General features: G+C 74.0%; 21 protein-coding genes and 2 pseudogenes. 13 read left to right on the top strand and 10 right to left on the bottom strand.

Features of this window, described 5'->3' with window-relative positions:
- Both ACA361_RS21380 and ACA361_RS21375 read right to left on the bottom strand, forming a co-directional pair.
- Nucleotides 1-361, bottom strand: a pseudogene (locus ACA361_RS21380) (hypothetical protein); the annotation flags it as partial.
- A gap of 210 nt (nt 362-571) precedes the next feature.
- Complete coding sequence (locus tag ACA361_RS21375) at nt 572-1,459, bottom strand: GNAT family N-acetyltransferase (RefSeq protein WP_375014219.1); 888 nt, start codon at nt 1,457-1,459, stop codon at nt 572-574.
- A 176-nt stretch (nt 1,460-1,635) separates the two neighbouring features.
- Between ACA361_RS21375 and ACA361_RS21370 the strand changes: the two genes are divergently transcribed.
- From ACA361_RS21370 to ACA361_RS21360, 3 genes are all read left to right on the top strand, one after another.
- Entirely contained in the window at nt 1,636-2,520 is an 885-nt protein-coding gene (locus ACA361_RS21370; RefSeq protein WP_375014217.1) for a LysR family transcriptional regulator, read from the top strand.
- Between the two features lie 195 nt (nt 2,521-2,715).
- Complete coding sequence (locus ACA361_RS21365; protein ID WP_375014251.1) at nt 2,716-3,474, top strand: helix-turn-helix domain-containing protein; 759 nt, start codon at nt 2,716-2,718, stop codon at nt 3,472-3,474.
- Nucleotides 3,475-3,576: 102 nt separating this feature from the next.
- Nucleotides 3,577-4,215, top strand: coding sequence for a LysE family translocator (locus ACA361_RS21360; RefSeq protein WP_375014215.1), 639 nt, complete (start codon nt 3,577-3,579; stop codon nt 4,213-4,215).
- A 69-nt stretch (nt 4,216-4,284) separates the two neighbouring features.
- Here the strand turns inward: ACA361_RS21360 and ACA361_RS21355 are convergent, their stop codons facing one another.
- Both ACA361_RS21355 and ACA361_RS21350 read right to left on the bottom strand, forming a co-directional pair.
- Nucleotides 4,285-5,514, bottom strand: a complete 1,230-nt coding sequence (locus ACA361_RS21355) for an RNA polymerase sigma factor (RefSeq protein WP_375014213.1) — start codon at nt 5,512-5,514, stop codon at nt 4,285-4,287.
- Nucleotide 5,515: 1 nt separating this feature from the next.
- Complete coding sequence (locus ACA361_RS21350; RefSeq protein ID WP_375014210.1) at nt 5,516-5,872, bottom strand: YciI family protein; 357 nt, start codon at nt 5,870-5,872, stop codon at nt 5,516-5,518.
- A gap of 160 nt (nt 5,873-6,032) precedes the next feature.
- On the opposite strand from ACA361_RS21350, the gene ACA361_RS21345 reads away from it, so the two are divergent.
- Nucleotides 6,033-6,413 (top strand): VOC family protein, encoded by a 381-nt coding sequence (locus ACA361_RS21345; protein WP_375014208.1) that lies wholly within the window; start codon nt 6,033-6,035, stop codon nt 6,411-6,413.
- 23 nt (nt 6,414-6,436) lie between these two features.
- On the top strand, nt 6,437-6,952 hold the full coding sequence (locus tag ACA361_RS21340; RefSeq protein ID WP_375014206.1) for a GNAT family N-acetyltransferase: 516 nt from the start codon (nt 6,437-6,439) through the stop codon (nt 6,950-6,952).
- Here ACA361_RS21340 and ACA361_RS21335 read toward each other — a convergent pair.
- On the bottom strand, nt 6,949-8,148 hold the full coding sequence (locus ACA361_RS21335; RefSeq protein ID WP_375014204.1) for an MFS transporter: 1,200 nt from the start codon (nt 8,146-8,148) through the stop codon (nt 6,949-6,951). The two genes, ACA361_RS21340 and ACA361_RS21335, sit on opposite strands and share 4 nt — an antisense overlap.
- Before the next feature lie 85 nt (nt 8,149-8,233).
- Between ACA361_RS21335 and ACA361_RS21330 the strand changes: the two genes are divergently transcribed.
- Entirely contained in the window at nt 8,234-10,123 is a 1,890-nt protein-coding gene (locus ACA361_RS21330) for a RiPP maturation radical SAM C-methyltransferase (protein WP_375014202.1), read from the top strand.
- A gap of 13 nt (nt 10,124-10,136) precedes the next feature.
- On the opposite strand, the pseudogene ACA361_RS21325 reads toward ACA361_RS21330, so the two are convergent.
- Nucleotides 10,137-10,343 (bottom strand): annotated as a pseudogene (locus ACA361_RS21325) (RNA-guided endonuclease TnpB family protein); the annotation flags it as partial.
- Between the two features lie 149 nt (nt 10,344-10,492).
- Between ACA361_RS21325 and ACA361_RS21320 the strand changes: the two are divergent.
- A complete protein-coding gene (locus ACA361_RS21320) occupies nt 10,493-10,987 on the top strand; it encodes a DUF5825 family protein (protein WP_375014200.1) in 495 nt (164 codons plus the stop codon).
- Here ACA361_RS21320 and ACA361_RS21315 read toward each other — a convergent pair.
- Both ACA361_RS21315 and ACA361_RS21310 read right to left on the bottom strand, forming a co-directional pair.
- Nucleotides 10,945-11,355 carry a hypothetical protein gene (locus ACA361_RS21315; RefSeq protein WP_375014199.1) on the bottom strand — a complete coding sequence of 137 codons (411 nt, stop codon included), beginning with the start codon at nt 11,353-11,355 and terminating at the stop codon, nt 10,945-10,947. The two genes, ACA361_RS21320 and ACA361_RS21315, sit on opposite strands and share 43 nt — an antisense overlap.
- 44 nt (nt 11,356-11,399) lie before the next feature.
- Entirely contained in the window at nt 11,400-14,534 is a 3,135-nt protein-coding gene (locus ACA361_RS21310) for a BTAD domain-containing putative transcriptional regulator (protein ID WP_375014197.1), read from the bottom strand.
- Between the two features lie 68 nt (nt 14,535-14,602).
- Between ACA361_RS21310 and ACA361_RS21305 the strand changes: the two genes are divergently transcribed.
- The gene (locus ACA361_RS21305; RefSeq protein ID WP_375014194.1) at nt 14,603-15,619 is read left to right on the top strand and encodes an NADP-dependent oxidoreductase; all 1,017 of its coding nucleotides are present in this window, start codon (nt 14,603-14,605) and stop codon (nt 15,617-15,619) included.
- A 9-nt stretch (nt 15,620-15,628) separates the two neighbouring features.
- On the opposite strand, the gene ACA361_RS21300 is transcribed toward ACA361_RS21305, so the two are convergent.
- A complete protein-coding gene (locus ACA361_RS21300; RefSeq protein WP_375014192.1) occupies nt 15,629-16,363 on the bottom strand; it encodes an SDR family oxidoreductase in 735 nt (244 codons plus the stop codon).
- A gap of 70 nt (nt 16,364-16,433) precedes the next feature.
- On the opposite strand from ACA361_RS21300, the gene ACA361_RS21295 reads away from it, so the two are divergent.
- From ACA361_RS21295 to ACA361_RS21280, 4 genes are all read left to right on the top strand, one after another.
- On the top strand, nt 16,434-17,273 hold the full coding sequence (locus ACA361_RS21295) for a LysR family transcriptional regulator (RefSeq protein WP_375014190.1): 840 nt from the start codon (nt 16,434-16,436) through the stop codon (nt 17,271-17,273).
- Nucleotides 17,274-17,336: 63 nt separating this feature from the next.
- Nucleotides 17,337-18,986 carry an alkaline phosphatase D family protein gene (locus tag ACA361_RS21290; RefSeq protein WP_375014187.1) on the top strand — a complete coding sequence of 550 codons (1,650 nt, stop codon included), beginning with the start codon at nt 17,337-17,339 and terminating at the stop codon, nt 18,984-18,986.
- Between the two features lie 377 nt (nt 18,987-19,363).
- Entirely contained in the window at nt 19,364-20,881 is a 1,518-nt protein-coding gene (locus ACA361_RS21285) for an NYN domain-containing protein (protein WP_375014185.1), read from the top strand.
- Between the two features lie 90 nt (nt 20,882-20,971).
- The gene (locus ACA361_RS21280; protein ID WP_375014183.1) at nt 20,972-21,613 is read left to right on the top strand and encodes a tol-pal system YbgF family protein; all 642 of its coding nucleotides are present in this window, start codon (nt 20,972-20,974) and stop codon (nt 21,611-21,613) included.
- Nucleotides 21,614-21,802: 189 nt separating this feature from the next.
- Here ACA361_RS21280 and ACA361_RS21275 read toward each other — a convergent pair whose 3' ends face one another.
- The gene (locus ACA361_RS21275) at nt 21,803-22,300 is read right to left on the bottom strand and encodes a hypothetical protein (RefSeq protein WP_375014182.1); all 498 of its coding nucleotides are present in this window, start codon (nt 22,298-22,300) and stop codon (nt 21,803-21,805) included.
- A 38-nt stretch (nt 22,301-22,338) separates the two neighbouring features.
- On the opposite strand from ACA361_RS21275, the gene pyrE reads away from it, so the two are divergent.
- Nucleotides 22,339-22,875, top strand: coding sequence for an orotate phosphoribosyltransferase (gene pyrE, locus ACA361_RS21270; RefSeq protein ID WP_375014180.1), 537 nt, complete (start codon nt 22,339-22,341; stop codon nt 22,873-22,875).
- Nucleotides 22,876-22,879: the final 4 nt, after the last annotated feature.

Raw genomic sequence — 22,879 nt, 5'->3', positions numbered from 1 at the left:
CCACCTTGATCTGGCGGTAGGCGCCCTCGAAGGCGACCTCGCCGAGGCGGCCCACGCCCCGCAGCTCGGTGGCGGCGGCGGTGACCTGGATGCGGGAGCCGGCGGGCAGCTGGACGGTCACCTCGACCGCTCCGGACTTGCCGGTCACCGGGTTCTTGGGCTCGGGGACCTGGATGCGCAGGACGCCGTCGGCGTAGTCGACCGTGGTCTGCTCGGCCGCCTTGGCGTCGCGGCCCTTGGAGGCGTTGGCGGGCAGGACCTCGACCGCGGTGTCGGCCCGGTCGGCGGCGATGAACTGCACCCGGCCGGCGGGGACGGTCAGGACGGCGGTGATCGGGGCGGGGGTGGCGAAGGTGTTCATCGGGTTCTCCCTGCGGTTCGGTTCGTTCGTGCTTGTTTCTGACATCGCAAACGCTACGTTGCATTTCCAGATTGAGCAACATACATGTTGCGCTGGCTTCACGTTCTCGCAGGTAGAAGCTGCTTAATCATTGCAACAACACTGAAGGCTAATGCAACATCGGAGCCGTATTCGTTGCAACGGACTGAGAGTTAACGCTCTGCGCCGGGTTCAGAGGCGGTACTCGTTGGTGCGGTGGTGCAGCCGGAAGCCCAGGTGGCGGTTCACCGCCAGCAGGTCGCCGTCGTGCCCGGGACTGTCGGTCGCGACCTGCGTGACCTGCGGGTACTCGTCGTACAGCAGGCGCAGCATCGTCGCCTTCACCCACAGGTCCAGCCCCAGGCCGTGATGGTCGTCGGACGGCGGGCGGTCGTGCTGGGCCGCGCGGGACCCGCCGCCCCCGGGGACCACGACCTCGGTGCAGCCGACGACCCCGCGGCCGTGCTCGGCGGCGACCGTCAGCAGCACGTCGCCCGGGACTGCGTCCTCGCGTCCCGGCGGGGCGATCCGCGCCGTCTTCGTCAGCCGGTAGCCCGGATGCTCGGCCGCGACCATCTCGTCCAGCCAGCCCGGATGGACGTCCCGCAGCGACAGCAGCAGGTGGTGCAGCGTGCGCACGCGGGTCAGGCCGCGCCGCAGGCAGAACGCGTCGCCCGTCCCGCCGACGGGCACGGCCGCGATGACGCCGTTCAGGCCGCGCTCGCTCGCCTCGGCGGTCAGCGCGCCCAGCAGCCGGCCGCCGACGCCGCGGCGCCGGTACGCCGGATGGACGTGCACGTGCGCGCGTCCCGTCGCGGTGGCGGACGGCAGGTGCAGCACCGCCAGTCCCAGGACCTGGCCCGCCCGGGTGGCCGTCCAGACGGCCGTCGCCCCGGCGGTCAGGTGAGCGTGGAACCGGCGGGGGGCGGCGGGCGCCGTCCCGGGCGCGTCCGCGGCCATCGACGCGGCGACCACCGCGTGCCAGGCCCGCAGGCACGGCCCGTCCGGCTCCTCCCGAGCCGGTTCGGCGCGGGCGACGCGCACCCGCCCCGGCCAGGCCCAGGCGCCGTCATCGGTCATGTCCACTCCCTGATCACCGGCGGTCCGGCGCCGGAGGCGCCCGTCACCAGGCTGGCGGGACGGCCCTCGCCGAACAACGGCGATGTCGGCAAGGCAGCGTTGCCCGGCCGGTCATCGATGCGATTTGTGTCAACGCGGCGATGACGGCTACGTTCACGATCGATTCGGGGGGATTCATGGAGCTTCGGGACATCGAGATCTTCCTGGTGCTGGCGGAGGAGCTGCACTTCGGGCGCACCGCCGAGCGGCTGCACATCACCCCGTCCCGCGTCAGCCACGTCATCAAGAAGGCCGAGCGCCGCATCGGCGCGCCGTTGTTCGCCCGCACGTCCCGCACCGTCGACCTGACGCCGCTGGGCGAACGGCTCCGCGACAATCTGCTGCCCGCGCACCAGCGGATCCAGCAGGCCGTGGACCAGGCCGTCGCCGAGGCGCGCGGCATCACCGGCACCCTGCGCGTCGGCTACTCCACCCCCTGGTGCGCCGACCTGCTCCTCAAGGCGGCGGAGACCTTCCGCGCCCGCTACGCCGCCTGCACCGTCCAGATCCAGGAGATCCAGCTCAACGATCCGCACGGCCCGCTGCGCCGCGGCGACCTCGACCTCCAGCTCAGCGAGCTCCCCGTCGCCGAACCCGGCATCACCGTCGGACCCACCGTCCTGTCCGACTCCCGGGCGCTGCTCGTCCCCGCCGGCCACCCCTTCGCCCAGCGGGAGAACGTGACGATGGAGGACCTCGCCGACATCCCGCTGATCATTCCGGGCGGGCTCCCGGATTACATGACGGCCGTCCATCTGCCCACCCACACCCCGTCCGGCCGCCCCATCCCCCGCGGCCCGGTCTTCACCTACTGGGCCGAGGTGCTCTCCCTGGCCGCCGCCGGCCTCGGCGCCTTCCCGGTCTCGGTACGCGGGGAGCGCTACTTCGCCCGGCCCGGCGTCGCGTTCGTCCCCTTCCTGGACGCGCCGCCCGTCGAGTACGGGCTCCTGTGGCCGACCGCCGGCCACACGCCCCGCGCCATGGCGTTCGCCGACCTGCTCACCGACCTCACCGATTTCTGAACGCGGAAACGCTACGTTGCCTTCGCGAATCACGTAACGAGGCCGTTGCGTACTACCGGCGACTTGCCCGATCGATGACCACGCTCCGTTGCAACGAATCCGCGCTAACGCAACACAGGGCCGCGCTCCCGTTGCAATGGATTGAGGATGGCGGCTAGGGTGGAGGCCGCGTCGAGGAGCACCGAGGAGATCGCGATGCCGGGAGGCAGGCTCACCCAGCAGGAACGCCAGCAGATCGCGCTGGGCCTGGCCGACAGCCTCGCCTACGCCGAGATCGCCAGGCGCCTGGACCGGCCCACCTCCACGATCACGCGCGAGGTGATGCGCAACGGCGGCCCCACCGGCTACCGCGCCGACCTCGCCCACCGCGCCACCGAACGCCGCGCCCACCGGCGCCGGCCCGCCTCGTCCCGGGAGTCGCAGGCGGTCCCGCAGCCGCACGGGCGCGACGCCGACGCCGTGCGCGAGTACGAGGAGAGCTTCGCCACCGTCTTCATGACCTCGGGCCTGCCCAAGATGATGGCGCGGGTGCTGGCCTGCCTCTACACCACCGACTCCGGCAGCCTCACCGCGTCCGAGCTCACCCAGCGCCTCCAGGTCAGCCCGGCGACCGTCTCCAAGGCGATCACGGCCCTCGCCGACCTGGACCTCGTCCGCCGCGAGCGCGACGAGGGCCGCCGCGAGCGCTACGCCGTCGACGACGAGGTCTGGTACCAGTCGATGATCCGCAGCGCCCGGGACAACGAGCAGCTCGTCGCGGCCGCGCGCCAGGGCGTCGGCGTCCTCGGTCCCGGGACCCCGGCGGCCGACCGCCTGGAGAAGATCGCCCGCTACATGGACTTCGTCACCGAGAGCCTCGTCCGCGCCGCCGAGCAGGCCCGCGAGGTCCTCTACACGAAGCCGGAACCGGCCGCCGGCGGCCCGGCCGAGCCGGAGCGGGACGGCGACGCGTAGACCCGTCGCGAGCGCCGGCGATGGGCCGGGCCTGTGGCCGCCGCCGCGTGTCCCAGCATGGGGGCGTATCGGAGAGGTCGCCGCGTCGGCGACAATCGCAGCGTGCTTGATGTCTCCCTTTTTGCGGCTTTTGTTGTTGCGGCGCTGGCGCTGTGCCTGACTCCCGGGCCGGACATGATGTTCGTGGTCGCCATGGGCGGCCGGGGCGGGCCGATCACCGGCGTGATGGCCGCGCTCGGCGTGGCCTTCGGGGCGTCGGTGCACGCGGTCGCGGCGATGCTCGGCCTGTCCGCCCTGTTCACCGCCCTGCCGACGCTCTACCACGTGCTGCGCTGGGCCGGTGCCGCCTACCTGCTCTACCTCGCGGTCAAGGCGTTCCGGGACCGCGGAACGGTCGAGGCCGCCGACGGAACGCCGGCGGCCGGCGGGCCGGGCCGCAGGCGGGCGTTCTGGCAGGGCGCGATCACCAACCTGCTCAACCCGAAGGTGATCCTGTTCAACATCGCGTTCCTGCCGCAGTTCGTGAACCCGGCCCTCGGCCACACCGTCGCCCAGTTCATGGTCCTCGGCATCACCCTGGTCACGATCGGGCTGGCCGTCGACGCCACGATCGGGCTGCTGTCGGGCCGCCTCGCCGACCTGCTCAAGCGCAGCCGCCGCGCCGCCCGCGCCCTGAACATCTTCAGCGGCACCGTGTTCACCGGCCTGGCCGTCCGCCTCGCCGCCGGCGCCCCCCGTTGACTCGTGGCGTGTCGCCCCGCCGGCGGGCGCACGGAGGGGAGACACGCCACGAGTCGACCTGAGCGGGGGCTAGGCGGGCGGTCGCTCCAGCTCGGTCAGGCGGCGCTGGAACAGGGCCCGCTCCGGGGCCGTGCCGGCCAGGGCGAGGGCCTCGCGGTACGCGGCGGCGGCCTCGGCGCGGCGGCCGAGGCGTCGCAGCAGGTCGCCCCGGGCCGCGGGGTACGGGTGGTGGCGGCGCAGGCGCGGTTCGGCGGCGAGTTCGTCGAGGAGCGCCAGGCCGGCCTCGGGGCCGTCCCGCATGGCGACGGCCGCGGCGCGGTTGAGCCGGACGATCGGGGACGGCACGAGCGCCAGCAGCACGTCGTACAGCGCGACGATCTGCGGCCAGTCGGTGGTGGCGACGTCCGCGGCCTCGTCGTGCAGGGCGGCGATCGCGGCCTGCACGCCGTACGGGCCGGGCGGGCCGCCGGCGAGGGCGGCCGGGACCAGCCGCAGGCCCTCCTCGATCATCTGCCGGTCCCAGCGGCCGCGGTCCTGGTCGCCGAGCAGGACGAGCTCGCCGTCCGGGCCGGTACGGGCGTCGCGGCGGGCGTGGATCAGCAGCGTCAGCGCGAGGAGGCCGGTGACCTCGCGTTCGGCGGGCAGGAGGCGGCGGAGGATGCGGGCGAGCCGGATCGCCTCGTCGGCCAGGCCGGGGCGCTGCAGGTCGGGGCCGGAGCTGGCGGCGTACCCCTCGGTGAAGACCGAGTAGAGCACCTGGAGGACGCCCGGGAGGCGTTCGGGCAGCTCGTCGGGGCCGGGCACGCGGAACGGGATACGGGCCTCGCGGATCTTCTTCTTGGCCCGCACGAGCCGCTTGGCCATCGTCTCCTGCGGGACGAGGTACGCCCGCGCGACCTCGGGCGTCGTCAGCCCGGCGAGGCAGCGCAGCGTCAGCGCGCCGCGGTCCTCGGCGGGCAGCGCCGGGTGGGCGCAGGTGAAGAAGAGCTGGAGCCGCTCGTCGGGGAGCTCGTCGCCGCTTGCGGGCGGCGCGGCCCGGTCGGCCTCCACCTGGAGGAGGGCGAGCCGGGCCGCGTACGCCTTGTCGCGGCGGAGCCGGTCGACGGCCTTGCGGCGGGCCGTGGTCATCAGCCAGCCGCCGGGGTTGGGCGGGACGCCGCGGGCGGGCCAGTGCACCAGCGCCGCCTCGATCGCGTCGGCGGCGACCTCCTCGGCCAGGTCGAGGTCGCCGAAGCGGCGGGCGAGGGCGGCCAGCAGCCGCCCGTGCTCCTCGCGGAACACGGCCTCCGCGGCGTCCATCTCAGTACTCGCCGACCGGGCGGACGACGACCGAGCCTCCGTCGCGGGCGGCCGGGCAGCGGGCCGCCCAGTCGAGCGCGGCGTCGAGGTCCGGGACGTCGACGACGTAGTAGCCGCCGAGGACCTCCCGGGTCTCGGCGAACGGCCCGTCGGTGGTGATCACCCGCTCGCCGGCCGCGTTCACCCGGAGGGTGGTGGCGGTGGTCAGGTCCGCGAGCGAGGCGGAGTCGACCACGACGCCGGCGTCCGTGATCGCCTTGTCGAACTCCACCCACTTCTCGAACTCGCACGGGTCCGGCTCGGGGCCCCGGCCCTCGTCGTCGACCGGCGGGCTGTGCAGCAGCAGCATGTACTTCATGGTCCGTTCCTTGTCTCTCGGGACGTCGTACGCCTTGTCCACGAGCGGCCCCCGCCCGGATGGACACCCGGTCCCGAAATTTTTTCAGCGGGGCGTTCCGCGATGAGTTTCGGGGCGGCCGCCGGTCGGCATCGGTGTACCCGCGACGAGGAGGGCCGAGATGGAGCAGATGGGCGTCACCGGCATCGGGGCCGTGGCCGTGCCCGTGACCGACCAGGACAAGGCGGTCGCGTTCTACGTCGGCGTACTGGGCATGGAGAAGCGGCTGGACGTGCCGCTGGAGCGGTTCGGCGCGCGGTGGATCACGGTGGCGCCGCCCGGGTCGGGGACGGAGGTCGCGCTCGTTCCGGAGAGCGCGGCGCAGCCCGCCGGGAACGAGATCGGCGTCCGGTTCAGCACCGGGGACGCCGCCGCCCTGCACGCCGCGCTGAAGGAGCGGGGCGTCGAGGTGGACGAGCTGCTGGAGTGGGAGGGGACGCCGCCGATGTTCGCCTTCCGTGATCAGGACGGCAACGGGCACGAGATCGTCCAGTACGGGTAGGCGGGCGGCGTACGGTCGGCGTCGTGGACCGAATCTCATCGCTGACCGGGTACGGGCTGACGCTCCGCGAGTGGGCCGACGACGATCTCGCGGCCATGGTGGAGCTGTTCGACGACGCGGACGTGGCCGACCGTACGCCGCTGGCCTCGCCGTTCGACCTCGCGGCGGCGCGCGCGTACCTGGAGCGGGCGCGGGAGGCGCAGGCCGCGCACCAGCGCGTGCAGCTGGCCATCACCACCGACGGGACCGAGGTCAAGGGCGAGGTGCGGCTCAACCGGCTGAAGGGCACGATCAGCTACGTCGTGGGCGCCGCGCACCGGGGGCAGGGCCTGGCGGTGCGGGCGGTGCGGCTGATGACCGACCTCGCCCGGCAGGATCTCGGGTACGCGCGGGTGGCGCTGGAGATCGAGCCGGACAACGCGCCGAGCATCGCGGTGGCGCGGTCGGCCGGTTTCCGGCTCACCGACGCCGAGCCGGAGGTGGTGGAGGGGGAGCGGCGCAGTTACACCCTCTGCACATGGGTGCTCGATCTCTCCTAGGCGGGTGTACGCGCGGGTGTCGTGAACGTGGATCCGCCCCGTACCAGCAGGGGGAGCGGTGCGGTGAGCGCGACCATGCAGGCCGCCGCGACGAGGACGGCGCCGGTGCCCAGGGCGGTCACCGCCAGTCCTGCCAGCAGGTAGCCCAAGGGGGTCAGTGCCTCGCTGCCGAACCAGTCGAGCGCCATGACCCGGCCTAGGAGGGCGTCGGGGACCTCTTGCTGTACGGCGGTCGTCCACAGGACTTCGTAGACGGTGATGCCCGCTCCTGCGACGCCCCAGAGGAGCAGTACGGCGTTGAGCGGCAGGCCGGCGAGGGCGAGGGGCGCGGCGGCCGCCGCCAGGAGGCCCGCCACGGAGACGGCCCCCTGGCGGCGGGTACGGAGGCGGGCGGCCAGGACGGTTCCGGCGACGCAGCCGGCGCCGAGGGCGGTGAACAGGGCGCCGTAGGCGCGGGGGCCGCCGGCGGCGAGCGGCGCCGCGAGCATCATCGGGGCGATGGCGAAGGTCATGACCAGCGTGGACGTGGCCATGGAGGCGGCGAGCCAGGGGCGCTCCAGGACCGCGCGCAGGCCGCCGGCGAGGTCGCGGCCGGTCTCCCGGAGCGTCCAGGGGGCGGCGGCCGGCCCGGCCGGGGGCTCGCGGAGTTGCGCCAGCGTCACCAGGCTCGCGGCGAACGTGCCGACGTCGATCCACAGGGCGGCCGTAGTACCGGCGGCGGCGATCACCGCACCGGCCAGCGACGGGCCGACGATCATGGCGGTGTACTGCGAGAACGCCGTCAGGGAGTTGCCCTCCCGGAGGCGTCCGGCCGGCAGCACGCGCGGGAGCAGCGCCGCGTAGGCGGGCTGGAACAGGCCCTCCGCCAGGGCGATCGCCGCGACGAGCGGGAAGAGGGCGGGGCCGGGGGCGAGCGTGAGCGCGGCGACGCCCAGCGCGCGGGCGGCATCCGTCACGATCATGATCGTCCGGCGCGGCAGCCGGTCGGTCACGGCGGCGGCGGCGAGCGCGCCGAGCACCAGCGCCGCGCCCTGGACGGCCAGCACCGCGCCCAGCGCGGCGGCGCCGTACCGGTCGAGGACGACGAGGGCCAGGATGACGGGGAACATCCGGTTCCCGATCGCGCTGAGCGCCTGCCCGCTCCACAGCAGCGCGAATTGCCGGTGCCTGAGCGCCGCGAGCATGCTGCGCACCACATCACGTCATGATCTTCAAGGCAAGGACATGACCTTATCCGGTCAGGGCATTTTCGCAGTAGTGTAAATAACGGACACTGGCCGGATGATGCTCCCTCTCACCCCGCCCGGCAATGGCGCCGGACTCCGCGTCACGCTCGTGTCGATGCCCTGGCAGTCGTTCGAACTGCCGTCGCTTCCCCTCGCCCTGCTCACCGCCCGCCTCGCCGACGTTCGCCCGATGGACACCGTTCGCGAATACCACGGCTACCTGCGCTGGGCGGAATACCTCCTGACCGAGACCGGAGGCGAGATCACGCCGGAGACCTGCGAACGGGTTTCCGTCGACGACGTGTTTCACGGGATCGGCGACTGGGTATTCGCGGGCGCGCTTTACGACGACCCGGAATGGCGGACGGCCGAACTGGAGGCGTACGCGGCGGACGCCCGCGGCGGCGCGCTCGACATCTCGGCGGCCCGCCGCATGCGGCCGCTCGCGGCGGGCTTCGTCGAGCTGGCCGCCCGCGAGATCCTGGCCGGCGAGCCCGACGTCGTCGGCCTGACCTCGACGTTCATGCAGAACCTCGCGAGCCTCGCGCTCGCGCGGAGGCTCAAGGAGGAGGCCCCCGGCCTGGTGATCGTCATGGGCGGGAGCAACTGCGACGGCGCGATGGGGCACGCGCTGCACCGCAACCACCCGTTCGTCGACCTGGTCGTCCGCGGCGAGGGCGAGCGCGTATTCCCCGAACTGCTCGAACGCGTCGCCGCCGGCCAGGCGCCGGAACACCTTCCCGGCGTCTGCTGGTGGAAAGGTGACGATTCGGTGGCCAATCCGCAAGCGCCGCATCCCGTTCCGCCGGCGCTCATCCCCCGGCCCGATTTCGACGCCTGGCAGGCCGCACTCGATTCGTCGGCCGTACGCCCGTACATCGAACCGAAACTGCTGCTCGAAGGGGCGCGCGGATGCTGGTGGGGCGAGAAGCACCAGTGCACGTTCTGCGGTCTCAATGGCTCGTCCATCGCGTTTCGCGCACATCCGGCGGAACGGTTCCGCGCCGACCTGGAACACCTCGTCGAACGGCACCGCATTCTCGACGTCCTCACCGTCGACAACATCCTGGACATGGGCTATTTCCGCGACCTGCTGCCCGGCCTCGCGGCGACCGGCTGGGACCTGCGCATCCACTACGAGGTCAAGGCCAACCTCCGCGCCGACCAGATCCGCCTGCTCGCCGAGGCGGGCGTGCACTGCGTCCAGCCCGGCATCGAGAGCCTCAGCACCCGCGTCCTGGAGCTGATGGACAAGGGCTCCACGGCCACGATCAACGTCCGCACGCTCCGCGACTGCGAGGCCGAGGGCATCACCGTCTCCTGGAACCACCTGTGCGGGTTCCCCGGCGAGACCGACGAGGACTACCTGGACGTCCTCGCCCAGATCCCCGCCCTCGTCCACCTCCAGCCGCCCGGCTCGGTCGGCCGCATCCTGCTCGAACGCTTCAGCCCGTACTTCGAGCGGCCCGAGCTCGGCTTCCCCGAACGCCGCCCGCACCGCATCTACGGCCACGTCTACGACCTGCCGCGCGAGGAGCTGGACGACCTCGTCTACCTCTTCGACGCCCCGCCCGCCGGCATCTCCGCCGCCCTGGAGAAGCGCCTCCAGGACGCCGGCCTGCGCTGGCGCGACGCGTACCCCGCCTCGTCTCTCGTCATCCGCGAGGACACCCCGGACATGCTGCGCATCGAGGACCGCCGCGAGGGCTGGCCGCGCACGGACCACGTCCTCACCGGCGCCGAGGCCACCGCGTACCGCGCCCTGGAACGCGGCCGCGCCGCCGCGCACCTGGACGTCCCGCTCTCCTGGCTGGACGAGCAGGTCGCGAAGGGCCTCCTCTTCCGGGACGGCCCCACCTACCTGGCGCTCGCCACCCGCGGCATGCCCGTCCACAAGGTCGCCGAGTCCCTAGAGGACACCGCCCGCTGGCGGCCGCACGTTTGACCTCTTCCGCAGCTCAGGGCAACGGAATCCCAGGGCTCTCGCCCTGGGGTTCCTGCTTCCTTGCCGACCGCCCCGCACGGAAAGAGTTCCGTTGAGGTCTCACACCGGCTCCACAGGCAGAAACCGCCAGTCCGGCGGCCAGAAGATTCCTGGCCGCGTTCACGTCTCGGCCATGAGACGCTCCGCAGCCCCACGCCCAGAAACGGACGTTCAACGGCATCATGATCTACGCGCTATGTACATGCTCGGTCACGGTATGCAATCCAACGCGCCCTTGAACCGGCGCTGGCTGAAATCCAGTGATCCACGCCGCCACGGCCACCGCGTTCCCCCGGCGCCGGTAGGCGGCCGTCTCCCAGAGGAGTAGAGATGACTGCGATCGACCGATACCTCGAAATCGGGGACGATCCGGAGGCGACGGTCAGGGCCGTGGTGTGGTTGCGGGATCTCGTGCCGACCGGGCGGCGGGTCGCGTGGCGCGGGCGGGCCGGCGGGGGGATCGATCTCAGCCTCCTGCACCATCTGCCGCCGCCGGTGGAGCTGGGGCCGGACACGGACGCCAAGGAGGCCATGGAGGCGTGGGCGCGGGCGTACGCGTTCGGGTCGCTGCACTACCGGATGGGCCCCGGGTTCCTCCAGGTCAAGGACGTCCGGGACGCGGCGTCGCCGGTGCAGACGGTGCTGGAGGACCCGGCGCTCATCGACGCGTTCACCGCCTGCCTCACGCCGGCGGCCGTACGGGACGTGGAGGCCCCCGCTCTCCGCGATCTCGTACGGCGCCGGCTGGTGCTGCGGGTCGGTGACCTCGCGGTGACGCTTCCCTACCGGCTGGGGAGGTGGCCGGTGCCGTTCTTCGCCATCTGACGGCGCCCGTTCCGGAGGAGGGCGGTCAGGCCGGTCGCGATGCCGCCCACCAGGAGGGTGCCGAACGTGACGAGGCAGGCGCCGACGATCCAGAGGCCGCTGGAGTCGTCCGACCAGTCGACGGCCGTCGCCGCCGCCATGCCGGCGGTGCCGCCGATGAGGCCCGCCGCGGCGTGGCCGTACCAGGCGGCGGCGACGGCCAGGGCGAGCAGGACGAGCACCAGGCCGGCCACCTGCCAGCCCTCGTACGGGCCGGTGGTGTGGCCGTCCGGGTGCTCGTCGCGGCGCTGGTCCCAGCCCAGCCAGGCGTACCAGTTCAGCAGCGTGGCGGCGAAGGTCAGCGCGGCGGCCAGGACGTGTCTCGTCATGCGGACGAGTCTTCCCGCCCGGGCGGGTCCGGCTAAGGGCGCCGCTACTCAAGATCTCCTGAGTAGGAGAACGCGGCCGCGAAGGCGTCCTCACCCAGGGCGCGGCGGGCGGCGGCGGTGATCCGGTCGACGTCGCCGCGCTCGGCGGCCGGGAGCGGGGCGCCGACCGAGGCGCGCAGCCGGGCGGCGGCGCCGAGCAGCCGGGCGGCCCGGACGGCGTCGTCCTCGGCGCCCGCGAGGCCCTCGTAGGCGAGCGCGACGGCGCGGGGGTCGCCGATGCGGCGCGCGGCGTCCAGGCCCTCCCGGTGGAGCGCGCGGGCGGCGTCGCGGTCGCCGCGCTGCTCGGCGGCGAAGCCCAGCTCCGCGAGCACGAGCGGCAGCCCGGGCTCGCCGTGGACCTGCCGGATCCAGCCGAGCCACTTGCGGAGGTGGGCCTCGGCGTCGGCGAACCGGCCCTGCCTGCGAGCGGAGAGGGCCAGGCCGACCTCGGCGAAGTGCTCGGCGACCCGGTTGCCCTGCTCGGCGGCCAGGGCGAGGGCGCGGCGGTGGTGCTCGTCGGCCGCCGCGAAGTCCCGTTCCAGGAGGGAGACGCGGCCGAGGCCGGAGTGGCGGAACGACGCCTCGGAACGGAGCCCGAGCTCCTCGGCCAGGCGCAGGCCGTCCCGGTGCAGGTCCTTGGCGCGGGCGTAGTCGCCCGCGATCTCGGCCAGCTCGGCGAGGCTGTTGGTCGCCTTGAGCAGCCCCCAGCGGTCGCCCAGGGAACGGAACAGCTCCTCGCTTTCGGACGCGTCGCGGTACGCGTCGCCGAGTTCGCTGCGCGCGCGGCTGATGGTGGCCCGTACGGCGAGTGCGGCCGCCGTCCCCCAGCGTTCGCCGCGCGCACGGAACTCGGCCAGCGCCTCGTCGATCAGGCGGCCGGTGATCGACAGGTCGCCGAACCCGCGGTAGGCGAACGCCAGGAACCAGCGCGCCCGCGTCCTCATGGCGGGCACGCCGCGTTCGGCGATGAGCGCGACCTCCTCGCGGGACCGCGGATCGGTGCCGTCGTAGCCGAGCAGCGCGAAACCGGCCCGCCACGCCCTGGCCTCGGGGTCGTCCGCCAGGGCGAGGGCCGTGTCGAGCGAGCGGCGGCCCTCGTTCAGGCGCCCGCGCAGGAACCAGTACCAGGCGAGGGCGTTCACCAGCCGCAGGGCGAGGCCGCCTTCCCCGAGCCGTACGGCGGACTCCAGGGCGGCGCGGTGGTCGGCCGCGTCCGCGTCCAGGCGTTCCAGCCAGGCGCGCTGGTCGGGCCCGTAGAGGTACGGCTCGGCGCGTTCGGCGAGGGCGACGTGGTGGCGCAGGTGGCGGCGCCGGATCTCGCCGGCCTCGCCGGCCTCTTCGAGGCGTTCCGCGCTGTACGCCCGCACCGACTCCAGGAGGCGGTAGCGCGGGCCGTCCGCCGCGCCGGCCGGAGGGACGAGGGAGACGAGGGAGCGGTCCACCAGGCGGGCCAGGGCGTCGAAGACGTCCAGGCCGGGTTCGGCGCAGACCTCCTCGGCCGCGTCCAGCGTGCAGCCGCCGGCGTGCACGGCCAGCCGGCGCAGGACGGTCCGCTCGCGCTCCGGCAGCGGCTCCCAGCTCCAGTCGATCATCGCGCGGAGGGTGCGCTGCCGGGCCGGGGCGTCGCGGCCGCCGGAGGTCAGGACGCGGAACCGGTCGTCCAGGCGCCGGGCCAGCTCGCGGACGCCCAGGGAACGGACGCGCGTGGCGGCCAGTTCCAGGGCCAGCGGGATGCCGTCCAGGCTGCGGCACACCGTCATGACGTCGTCGAGGTTCGCGGCGTCGACGGTGAAGCCGGGCGCGGCGGAGGCGGCGCGGGCCGCGAACAGCCGCACGGCGCTGGAGCGTTCGGCGGCGTCCAGGTCCAGCGGCGGCACGGCCCACAGCGCCTCGCCCGCGATGCCGAGGGGCTCCTGGCCGGTGGCGAGGACGCGCAGGCCGGGCGCGGCGCGCAGCAGCGCGCCGGTCAGCTCGGCGGCCGGCTCCACGACGTGCTCGCAGTTGTCGAGGAGCAGGATGAGGCGGCGGTCGCGGAGCGCCTCCGCGAGGCGCTCGGCGGGATCGGCGGGCGCGCCCGGCGGGTGGGCGTCGTCCCGCACGCCGAGGGCCGTGGACACGGCGTCCGCCAGCGCGTCCCGGCCGGCCGTGCGGTCCAGGCCGGCCAGCTCGACCAGCCACACGTCCGCTCCGATCCCCCCGGCCCCCCCGGCCCCCTCGGCGCCCGGAACGTCCCGTACGACCTCCAGCGCCAGCCGCGTCTTCCCCACTCCGCCCGGCCCGGTCAACGTCACCAGCCGCGAGGTCCTCAGCAGGGAGCGCACCTCGGCGACCGCTTCGGAACGTCCGATCAGCTCGGTCACGGGCGCCGGCAGGTTGGAGCGCCGCGGCCTCGGCAGGTCCTGGCGCAGGACGGCCTCGTGGAGCGCGGCGAGTTCGGGTCCCGGGTCCAGGCCGAGCTCCTCGGACAGGTGCCGCCGCAGTTCCTCGTAGGAGGCGAGGGCGTCGGTCTGGCGCCCCGACCTGTAGAGGGCTTGCAGGTGGACGGCTCTGAGCCGTTCGCGCAGGGGATGCCGTGCCACGAGGACGGTCAGTTCCCCGGCCAGTTCGCCGTGCTCCCCCAGGGCGAGCCTTGCTTCCGCGAGTTCCTCCAGGACGACCAGGCGTTCTTCCTCCAGGCGGGCCGCCGCGACCCGTACGAACTCCTCGTCCGCGAAGTCCGCGTACGCCGACTCGCCCCGCCAGAGCGAGAGCGCCTCGTTGAGGAGCTTCGCCTTGGCGCGCGGTTCGTTCTCGGCGCGCGCGCCCGCGACGAGCTCCCGCCAGCGTCCGCCGTCCACAGCCTGTGGACGGGTCCGGAGCAGGTAGCCCGGCGGCTGCGAGACGACCAGCGCCCGCCCGCCGGGCTCCGCGGCCTCCAGGGCGCGGCGCAGCTGCGAGACCCGGGTCTGGAGGGTGCCCCCGGGGTTGCGCGGCAACCGCTCGCCGGCCCACAGGTCGTCGATCAGCCGGTCGGCCGGCACGGCGCGCCCCTCGTGGACGAGCAGGTCGGCGAGCAGCGCCCGCACCTTCAGCTCGGGCACCTTCACGGGCGCGCCCTCGTCCGTCCACACGGCCAGCGGACCGAGCACCCCGAATCGCATGGGCGCAGGCTAACCGACCTACAGCGGACCTAAAGGAAGCCCGCAGTCCGTTCCCGCACTCTCCTTCCATGACTTCCACGAAGACCCGCGAGATCGTCCTGGCCGCCCGCCCCTACGGGGAGCCCCGCCCCGAGGACTTCTCCCTCGTCGAGACCGAACTGCCCGCGCCCGCCGAAGGGCAGATCCTCGTCCGCAACACCTGGATGTCCGTCGACCCGTACATGCGCGGCCGGATGGACGACGCCCCGTCCCTCGTGCTGCCGCCGTTCGAGATCGGCGCCCCGCTGGACGGCGCGGCGGTCGGCGAGGTGATCGCGTCCCGCGCGGACGGCGTCCCGGTCGGCGCGACCGTCTCGCACTTCCTGGGCTGGCGCGAGCACGCCCTGCTGGACGCCGCCGAGGCGACCGTCATCGACCCGGAGCTCGCGCCGCCCGCCGCCTACCTCGGCCCGCTCGGCACGACCGGGCTCACCGCGTACGCCGCCCTGACCCGCCTCACCCCCGTCCAGGAGGGGGACGTGGTGTTCGTGTCCGCCGCCGCCGGTGCGGTCGGCAGCGTCGCGGGCCAGCTGGCCCGGCGGCTGGGCGCGGCCACGGTGATCGGCTCGGCCGGCGGCCCGGAGAAGGCCCGCCGGCTGGTGGACTCCTTCGGGTACGACATCGCGCTCGACCACCGCGCCGGGCCACTGGGGGAGCGGCTCGCCGCGGCCGCCCCCGGCGGGATCGACCTGTACGTCGACAACGTCGGCGGCGACCACCTGGAGGCCGCGCTGGACGCGCTGCGCCCGCACGGCCGCGCGGCCCTCATCGGCGCCATCAGCGGCTACAACGCCACCGAGCCGGTGCCGGGCCCCGCCAACCTCTTCAAGATCATCGAGAAGCGGCTCACGCTGCGTGGTATCCAGATCGCCGACCACCTCGACCTGTTCCCCGAGTACATCGGCCGCGCGGCCGACTGGCTCGCGGACGGCGGCCTCCGCACGGAGGAGACCGTGGCCGACGGGCTCGACCGGGCCCCCGAGGCGCTCATCGGCGTCCTGCGCGGCGCCAACACCGGCAAGATGCTCGTCCGCCTGGAAGGGTGAACCGATCGGTCACCAGGGCACGGGGCCGTCGTCGTCGTACGCCCCGCCGCTCCCCCCGTCACCGGGGAGGGTGGCCAGGCGGACGGCGATGGCGGCGCCCTGCGCGGCCGTGCGCGGGATGTCGAACCCGAGGTGCGCGGTGAAGTCGGTGGCGCACGCGCCGGGGATCGCCGCGTTCACCAGGATCCCCTCCGGGCGCAGCTCCTTGGCGTACTGCACGGTCAGCATGTTCAGCGCCGTCTTGGACGCCGGGTACGCGGCGCCCGCGGGCAGCGCGGACATGTAGTGCTCCGGATCGGTGTGGTGGGCCAGGGAGCCGACGCCGCTGGAGACGTTCACGATCCGCGCCGCCGGCGACCGCCGCAGGAGCGGCAGCATCGCGTTGGTGACGCGGAGGACGCCGAGGACGTTCGTGTCGAACACCTCCCGCAGCTCGCCGGTCCCGCAGGCGCTCGGCGGCGTCCCCGGGCCGGAGATCCCGGCGTTGTTGACCAGGACGTCCAGCCGGCCGAAGCGCTCCGCGACCAGCGCCGCCGCCGCGTCCACGCTCTCCTGGTCGGTGACGTCGAGCGGGACGCCGTGCGCGTCCTTCAGGCGGGCCACGGCCTCCTCCCGGCGCCCCGCGTCGCGCACCCCGACGAGCACGGTCAGCCCGCGCTCCTCCAGCTGCGCCGCGATCTCGAAGCCGATTCCCTTGTTCGCGCCGGTGACCAGCGCGATCCTGCCGTTCGTGTCGTCGCTCATGATCCGAGGACACCACCGCGGCGCCCCGTCCGGACAGGACGATCCGGGTCACGCGCCATACCCTGGCGGTATGGCCGACCGTGTGGAGACGCGCGAGCTGGAGTACTTCGTCGCGGTCGCCGAGGAGCTGCACTTCGGGCGGGCGGCCGGGCGGCTGGGGATCGCGCAGCCGCCGCTCTCGCGGGCCGTCCGGCGGCTGGAGCGGCGCCTCGGCGTCACGCTGCTCGACCGCGGCCCGCGCGGCGTCGCCCTCACCGCGCCCGGGGCGGTCCTGCTGCGCGAGGCCCGCCGCGCGCTGGAGTCGGTGGACGCGGCCGTCCGGCTCACCCGGCGGGAGGGCGCGGACCGGCCGGGGCTCGTGCTGGTGCTGAAGCCCGGCGGCGACGGCGGGCTGCTCCCGGCGATCCTGGCGGCGTACGAGGCGTGCCCGGACGCCGTCCCGGTCGAGGTGCTGATGCGCGGCATCGGCGACCGGGTGCGGGCGCTGCACGACGGATCGGCCGACGTGGCGCTGCTGCACGCCCCGTACGAGGACCTCGCCGGCCTCGACAGCGAGGAGCTGATGACCGAGGGGCAGGTCGTGGTGGTGCCGCGGGGCCACCGGCTCGCGGGCCGCGCGCACGCCGCGATGGCCGACCTGGACGGCGAGCCGCTCTTCGACCGCGGCACCGGCGGCGCGCCCGAGGCCGGGCACCTCATGCAGCTGGTCGCGCTGGGCCGTACCGTCGTGCTGGCCCCCGAGTCGGTCCGCGACCACCTGCGCCGCGACCTCGCCTGCGTCCCGGTCCCGGACGCCCCGCCGGTCGCGGTCGTGCTCGCCTGGCCCGAGCGGAGCACCTCGCCCGCCCTGGCCGCTTTCGTCCGGACCGCCACGGAGATGGCGGGTTCGTATCGAAAATCGGAGGTATAGCACGCGGTACCAACCGCCGGAACGATGGACGCGGCCACCGCCGGTCCGCTAGAGGTACCTGTTATGACCGCATTGGTACTCGGGCCGCTCCTCCGCCACGTCAGCGATCGCACCGCCACCGTCTGGGTGGAGACCGACCGCCCGTGCGAGGTCCGCGTCACGAGCGACGGGCACGACGTTCACGGTACGGACGGCGGGCACGGGGTCGACGCCGCCGCCCGGACGTTCACCGCGCACGGCCACCACTACGCGCTCGTCGAGATCGGCGGGCTGGAACCGGGCGCCCGCGTCCCGTACGCGGTGGAGCTGGACGGCGAGCGCGTGTGGCCCGAGCCGGACTCCCCGTTCCCCGCCCCGCTGATCAGGACGATGGACGCGGCCGGGGCGGTGCGGATCTCGTTCGGCTCGTGCCGGCGGTCGCCCGACCGCGCCGGGCGGCACGGGCTCGACACGCTGACCGCGTTCGCGAACCGGCTCGCGGGCGACGCGGGCGCGTCCTGGCCCGACGTGCTGCTCATGGTCGGCGACCAGATCTACGCCGACGAGCTGGGCGACGAGATGCGCGCCTACATCGCCGGCCGGCGCGCGCCCGACGTGGAGCCGAAGGACGAGGTCGCCGACTTCGAGGAGTACACCCAGCTCTACAAGCTCGCCTGGCACGAGGACCCGGCGGTGCGGTGGCTGCTCTCCACGGTGCCCGTGTTCACCGTCTTCGACGACCACGACATCCGCGACGACTGGAACACCTCGTACGCCTGGCGGCGGGAGATGTGGTCGAAGCCCTGGTGGCGCGCCCGGATCACCGGCGGCATCGGGTCGTACTGGATCTACCAGCACCTCGGGAACCTGTCGGCCGAGGAGCGCGCCGCCGACCCCGTCTACGAGGCGGTCCGCGCCGCCTCGGCCGGCGGCGGCGACGCCGGCAAGATCCTCGACGAGTTCGCGGAGCGCGCCGACAAGGAGCCCGCCACGATGCGGTGGAGCTACGCGCACGACTGGGGCGGCACCCGGCTGATCGTCGTCGACAGCCGGTGCTCGCGGCTGCTGACCGCCGACCGCCGCGGGATGCTGGACGACGAGGAGTTCCGCTGGCTGGACGGGCAGTGCCAGGGCGGCATGAAGCACCTGCTGATCGCCAGCTCGCTGCCGTACCTGCTGCCCCGCGCGATCCACCACGCCGAGACCTGGAACGAGGCGATGGCCGGTGGCGTCTGGGGCAGGCGGACCGGCGCGCTCGGCGAGAAACTCCGGCAGGCGGCCGATCTGGAGCACTGGGCGGCGTTCGACTCCTCGTTCCGCGCGGTGGCGGAGGACGTCGTCGCGGTCGCGCGCGGCGAGCGCGGCGAAGCGCCCGCCAGCATCTCCTTTCTTTCCGGTGACATCCACTACTCGTACCTGGCCCGGGTGACGGCGCCCGACACCGACACGACGATCACTCAGGTGGTCTGCTCACCGCTGCGCAATCCGCTCGTGGGCAAGTTCCGGCTGGCCAATAAGATCGCCTGCATGCGCGGCATGCCGGGGCCGTTCCGGATGCTCGCGCGGCTGGCGAAGGTCGCGCCGCCGCCGCTGAAGTGGCGGATCACCGACGGGCCGTGGTTCGACAACGCGATCGCGACCGTCGAGCTGGCCGGGCGGGAGTGCGACGTCAGGTGGGAAAGCCCCCGTTCGGCGACCGCTTTGGAGCAGATCGGCGCTGCCAGGGTGTGCTGATCCGGTTTCGCAGAGTTATCGCACGTGCATCCGTGAACCGGGCAGCCGATTGCGGCCGTAAAAATTCGCGGGCGGCCATTATGGACCGCCCAGAACGACTGGTAGCGTCCGCACTTGTCATGCCCGCTCACCGGCTCCCATCCGTTTTTGCGCGCGCGGATGACTCGCGCCGGGCTAAGTGTCATGAAAGAGTGGCGAATCGCCGTATTGGCCTACGGGGCTAACGGGCTTCACTACGCTATAGAAGCCCGGGGTCTTCACTCCGGCCCGCGTCCCCGGCAGCAGGAAGGGGAGGCCGCCCGTACATGGTCACCCTCGCGTCCCCGTACCGAGGAGTGGGCTCCCAGAGGTCCCGTGTTGAGGAAGGGCGAAATGCCATGGATCGCTGCGCGCTGTTCGTAGACGCCGGCTACCTGCTGGCCGACGGCGCCATGGCGGTGCACGGCACCCGCCATCGCGAGACCGTCTCGTGGGACTTCGCCGGACTGCTCCAGCTGCTCGGCGGCCTGGCCCGCGACCGCACCGGGATGCCGCTGCTGCGCTGCTACTGGTACGAGTCCACGGTCGAGGGCCGGCGCGCCCCCGAGCACGAGGCCCTCGCCGACCTCCCCGGCCTCAAGCTGCGGCTCGGCCGGGTCCGGCCCGGCCGCCGCGAGGGCGTCGACACCGAGATCCACCGCGACCTGATGACGCTCGCCCGCAACGGCGCGCTCGCCGACGCGGTCGTGGTCGCCGGCGACGAGGACCTCGCCCAGGTCGTCGTGGACGCCCAGGACCTCGGCGTCCGCGTCACCGTCCTGCACGTCGCCGTCGACGGCAACTGGACGATCTCCCGCGCGCTGCGCCAGGAATGCGACGACCTGGTCGAGGTCGACTCCGGCCAGCTCCGCCCGTACGTCAGCCTGCTCTCCGGCGCCGACACCGGGACGCCCGCGCTGCCCGCCCCGCTGTCCAACGGCCACGGCACGAGCGGCGCGCTGGGCGCGATCGGCGCGCTGGAGGCGGCCGCCCCGCTGAGCGCCCCGCCGCCGTCCTCGCCGCTGACCCCGCCGCCGTCGTCCGCCCCGCTCACCGGACCGCCCCCGTCGACGCCCTCGCCCTCTTCCTCCCCGTCCGGCACCGGCGCCCCGCCGCCGCTGGGCTCCAGCTTCAGCTCCAGCACCGGCTCGTTCGAGTCGAACTACGGAACGGGCGGCTACGACACCGGCCTCGGAACCGGCGGCTACGGCTCCGATTCCAGCTCCAACGGTTCCAGCGGCTCGCTCGGCAGCCTGCCGCCCGGCCTGCTGGGCAACGGGTCGTCCCCCAGCTACGGCAACGGCTCCTCATCGAGCTACGGCAACGGGTCGTCCCCGTCCTCCACGAACGGCATCGGCCCGATCAACGGCTCCGGCCTGGGCGGCGGCCTCGGCAGCCTCGGCGGCGCGCACGCGTCCCCGCTGCACGCCGCCCCCACGCCCGGCCCGTCCAGCACCGGCCCGATCAACCCCGGACCGGCCGCCCCGCCCTCGCAGCCCGGCACGGGCCCGCAGTACCTCCCGTCCTCGCCCGTGCCGCCGCCCACCCAGCCGCCGGCGGCGCCGCCGTCGTCGTCCGGCCCGTACACCGGGCCCCAGCAGATCGCGCCGCTCCCGTCCCAGCAGGCCGCGCCGTCGCTCGCCGACGCGGTCAAGGCCGCCCACCAGGAAGGCCAGGACTTCGGCGAGTCCGTCGCCCGCGACGCGCCCGCGCTGTGGCTGGAGGCCGTCCTCGCCCGCAAGCCGCGGATGCCCTCCGACCTGGAGGCGCGGCTGCTCCAGGGCTCCTCGCTGCCGATCGACTTCCTGCTCCACGACGAGGTCCGGCACGCCCTGCGCCGCGGATTCTGGGACGCCCTCGAACGTTCCCGCAGGTGATCACGGTGCGCCCCGAACGTACGCGTAGGTAATTCACGATCCTCCTCGATTCACCCGCTTCGCTCGCCGGGCGGCGGGTAGCGTTGAACCGTGACGCATGTGACGGAAGACGATCTCGACGACCTGGAGTTCGACACCCTGCGCACGGGCGATCACATCTCGGCGGCACGGCGGCTGGCGGAGCTCGCCGAGGCGGTGTCCGGCGGGGTGTCGCGCGCCAACGTGCTGCTCCGCGCCGGCGAGCAGTGGCAGCACGCCGGCGACCACGCCCGCGCCGCCGAGACCTACCGCTCGGCCATCGCCGACGGCGGCGAGACCTACGGCGACCCCCGCGCCTACCTGGCCGACGCGCTGTTCGAACTCGACGAGGCCGACGAGGCCCGCAAGCTGATCGAGCAGATCCGCGCCGACCGCCCCCGCGACCCGGAGGTCTACCGCGCCGTCGCCGAGGTCCTGTACGCCCAGGGCGACCCGCTGGGCGCCCACGAATGGGCCACCGCGGGCGCCGACGTCGTCCTCGCCCTCCGCGACCGCGCCGTCGGAGTGGGCGCCGGCACCGGCAGCACCCCCCAGGACGAGGACGCCTCCCTGACCCCGGGCCCCGACGACGTGGCCCTCGCCGAGGACAGCCTGGAAGCCCTCCTCCGCCTCCGCTACCGCGCCCGCATCGACCTGGGCCGCGAGGAAGACGACTACGACGCCCTCCTGGACGACCTCCTCAAGAACGAGTAATCGCGGAGGGACGTTTCATTGTGGAGGGGCGACCCTCCACACCACCCTGCCCTGGGGTGGGCGCCCCTGCGCTCGTTCCTCGCTTCGGGGCACCCGCCCCAGGGCAGGAGACTCCGTCCCCCGCACCCCCTGCTGGGGCTCCGCCCCTCGTCCCCCGCAAGGGGGAGTGCGCCCCCTTGTACCCCTGCTTTAGAGGGCCGCTAGTAGGGCGGGGAGGGCTTCGGTCGGGGGGCCTTCTTGTACGGGCCAGGCGCGTAGCCGGGCCTCTCGTACGGCCTGGGTGGGGGCGGTGCCGGTGGTCAGGTAGCCGCAGGGGGCTTCGGGCCAGTCCGGTGGGACGGGGACCGCCGGCTCCTCGCCCGCGTGGTCGTGGGCTCGGGGAGGGCGCGGCAGGGTGGCGTCCAGGAAGACGTAGGCGCCGATCTGGCGGTGGGCGGCGCGCTGGGCCAGGGCCAGGGCGGGAAGCAGGGGGCCCGCGTCACCCTGGGCGATCAGGGCCAGGGGGGCCGCCGGGGCGGCGGAGGCGATCTCCAGGCTGGCGCGGGCGACGTAGGCCATGCCGGTGGCGTCCGGTACGTCCGGGGTGATCGTGGTGAGGCCGGCGGCGCGCAGGGTGTCGGGCAGGGCGCCCCAGGACGCGGCGCGGGCCAGCGGGGCGTGCAGCAGGACGAGGGTGCCGGGGGTCATGTCGCCTCCCGTTCGGCTCGGTAAATAGGGTTCTGGGTGTGAGCGAACGTGATGACCTCCTGCGAGAGATCAAGTCGAAGGCCGTCGTGCACGGGGACTTCGTGCTGTCGTCCGGGAAGCGGGCGTCCTGGTACGTCGACCTGCGCCGGGTGACGCTGGACGCCGCGGCGGCGCCGCTGGTGGGACGGGTGATGCTGGACGCCACCGCGGACCTCGACTACGAGGCCGTGGGCGGGCTCACGCTGGGGGCCGACCCGGTCGCGACCGCGATGCTGCACGCGGCGGCCGCGCGCGGGCGGGCGCTGGACGCGTTCGTGGTGCGCAAGGCCGGCAAGGCTCACGGCCTGCAGCGCCGGATCGAGGGGCCGGACGTCGCCGGCCGCCGGGTGCTCGCCGTCGAGGACACCTCCACCACCGGCGGCTCGGTGCTGACGGCGGTGGAGGCGCTGCGCGAGGCGGGCGCGGAGGTCGTCGGGGTGGCCACGATCGTGGAGCGGGGAGCCGCCGCGCGGATCGCCGAGGAGGGCCTGGTGTACCGGCATCCGTACACCGTGGCCGATCTCGGCGTGACCTGACGCG

Origin of the sequence: Actinomadura sp. 21ATH, from assembly GCF_041951345.1 — a bacterium.
GTDB lineage: Bacteria > Actinomycetota > Actinomycetes > Streptosporangiales > Streptosporangiaceae > Spirillospora.
This window is presented reverse-complemented; position numbering and strand designations above follow the sequence as displayed.

What these genes read in the sequence shown, in the direction of transcription:
- ACA361_RS21275 (WP_375014182.1), bottom strand. Translation starts at nt 22,300, where the DNA reads ATGACCCCCGGCACCCTCGTCCTGCTGCACGCCCCGCTGGCCCGCGCC.
- ACA361_RS21300 (WP_375014192.1), bottom strand. Translation starts at nt 16,363, where the DNA reads ATGAGCGACGACACGAACGGCAGGATCGCGCTGGTCACCGGCGCGAAC.
- ACA361_RS21350 (WP_375014210.1), bottom strand. Translation starts at nt 5,872, where the DNA reads ATGAAGTACATGCTGCTGCTGCACAGCCCGCCGGTCGACGACGAGGGC.
- ACA361_RS21320 (WP_375014200.1), top strand. Translation starts at nt 10,493, where the DNA reads ATGACTGCGATCGACCGATACCTCGAAATCGGGGACGATCCGGAGGCG.
- ACA361_RS21365 (WP_375014251.1), top strand. Translation starts at nt 2,716, where the DNA reads ATGCCGGGAGGCAGGCTCACCCAGCAGGAACGCCAGCAGATCGCGCTG.
- ACA361_RS21285 (WP_375014185.1), top strand. Translation starts at nt 19,364, where the DNA reads ATGGATCGCTGCGCGCTGTTCGTAGACGCCGGCTACCTGCTGGCCGAC.
- ACA361_RS21375 (WP_375014219.1), bottom strand. Translation starts at nt 1,459, where the DNA reads ATGACCGATGACGGCGCCTGGGCCTGGCCGGGGCGGGTGCGCGTCGCC.
- ACA361_RS21315 (WP_375014199.1), bottom strand. Translation starts at nt 11,355, where the DNA reads ATGACGAGACACGTCCTGGCCGCCGCGCTGACCTTCGCCGCCACGCTG.
- ACA361_RS21330 (WP_375014202.1), top strand. Translation starts at nt 8,234, where the DNA reads ATGATGCTCCCTCTCACCCCGCCCGGCAATGGCGCCGGACTCCGCGTC.
- ACA361_RS21295 (WP_375014190.1), top strand. Translation starts at nt 16,434, where the DNA reads ATGGCCGACCGTGTGGAGACGCGCGAGCTGGAGTACTTCGTCGCGGTC.
- ACA361_RS21355 (WP_375014213.1), bottom strand. Translation starts at nt 5,514, where the DNA reads ATGGACGCCGCGGAGGCCGTGTTCCGCGAGGAGCACGGGCGGCTGCTG.
- ACA361_RS21310 (WP_375014197.1), bottom strand. Translation starts at nt 14,534, where the DNA reads ATGCGATTCGGGGTGCTCGGTCCGCTGGCCGTGTGGACGGACGAGGGC.
- ACA361_RS21345 (WP_375014208.1), top strand. Translation starts at nt 6,033, where the DNA reads ATGGAGCAGATGGGCGTCACCGGCATCGGGGCCGTGGCCGTGCCCGTG.
- ACA361_RS21290 (WP_375014187.1), top strand. Translation starts at nt 17,337, where the DNA reads ATGACCGCATTGGTACTCGGGCCGCTCCTCCGCCACGTCAGCGATCGC.
- ACA361_RS21305 (WP_375014194.1), top strand. Translation starts at nt 14,603, where the DNA reads ATGACTTCCACGAAGACCCGCGAGATCGTCCTGGCCGCCCGCCCCTAC.
- ACA361_RS21370 (WP_375014217.1), top strand. Translation starts at nt 1,636, where the DNA reads ATGGAGCTTCGGGACATCGAGATCTTCCTGGTGCTGGCGGAGGAGCTG.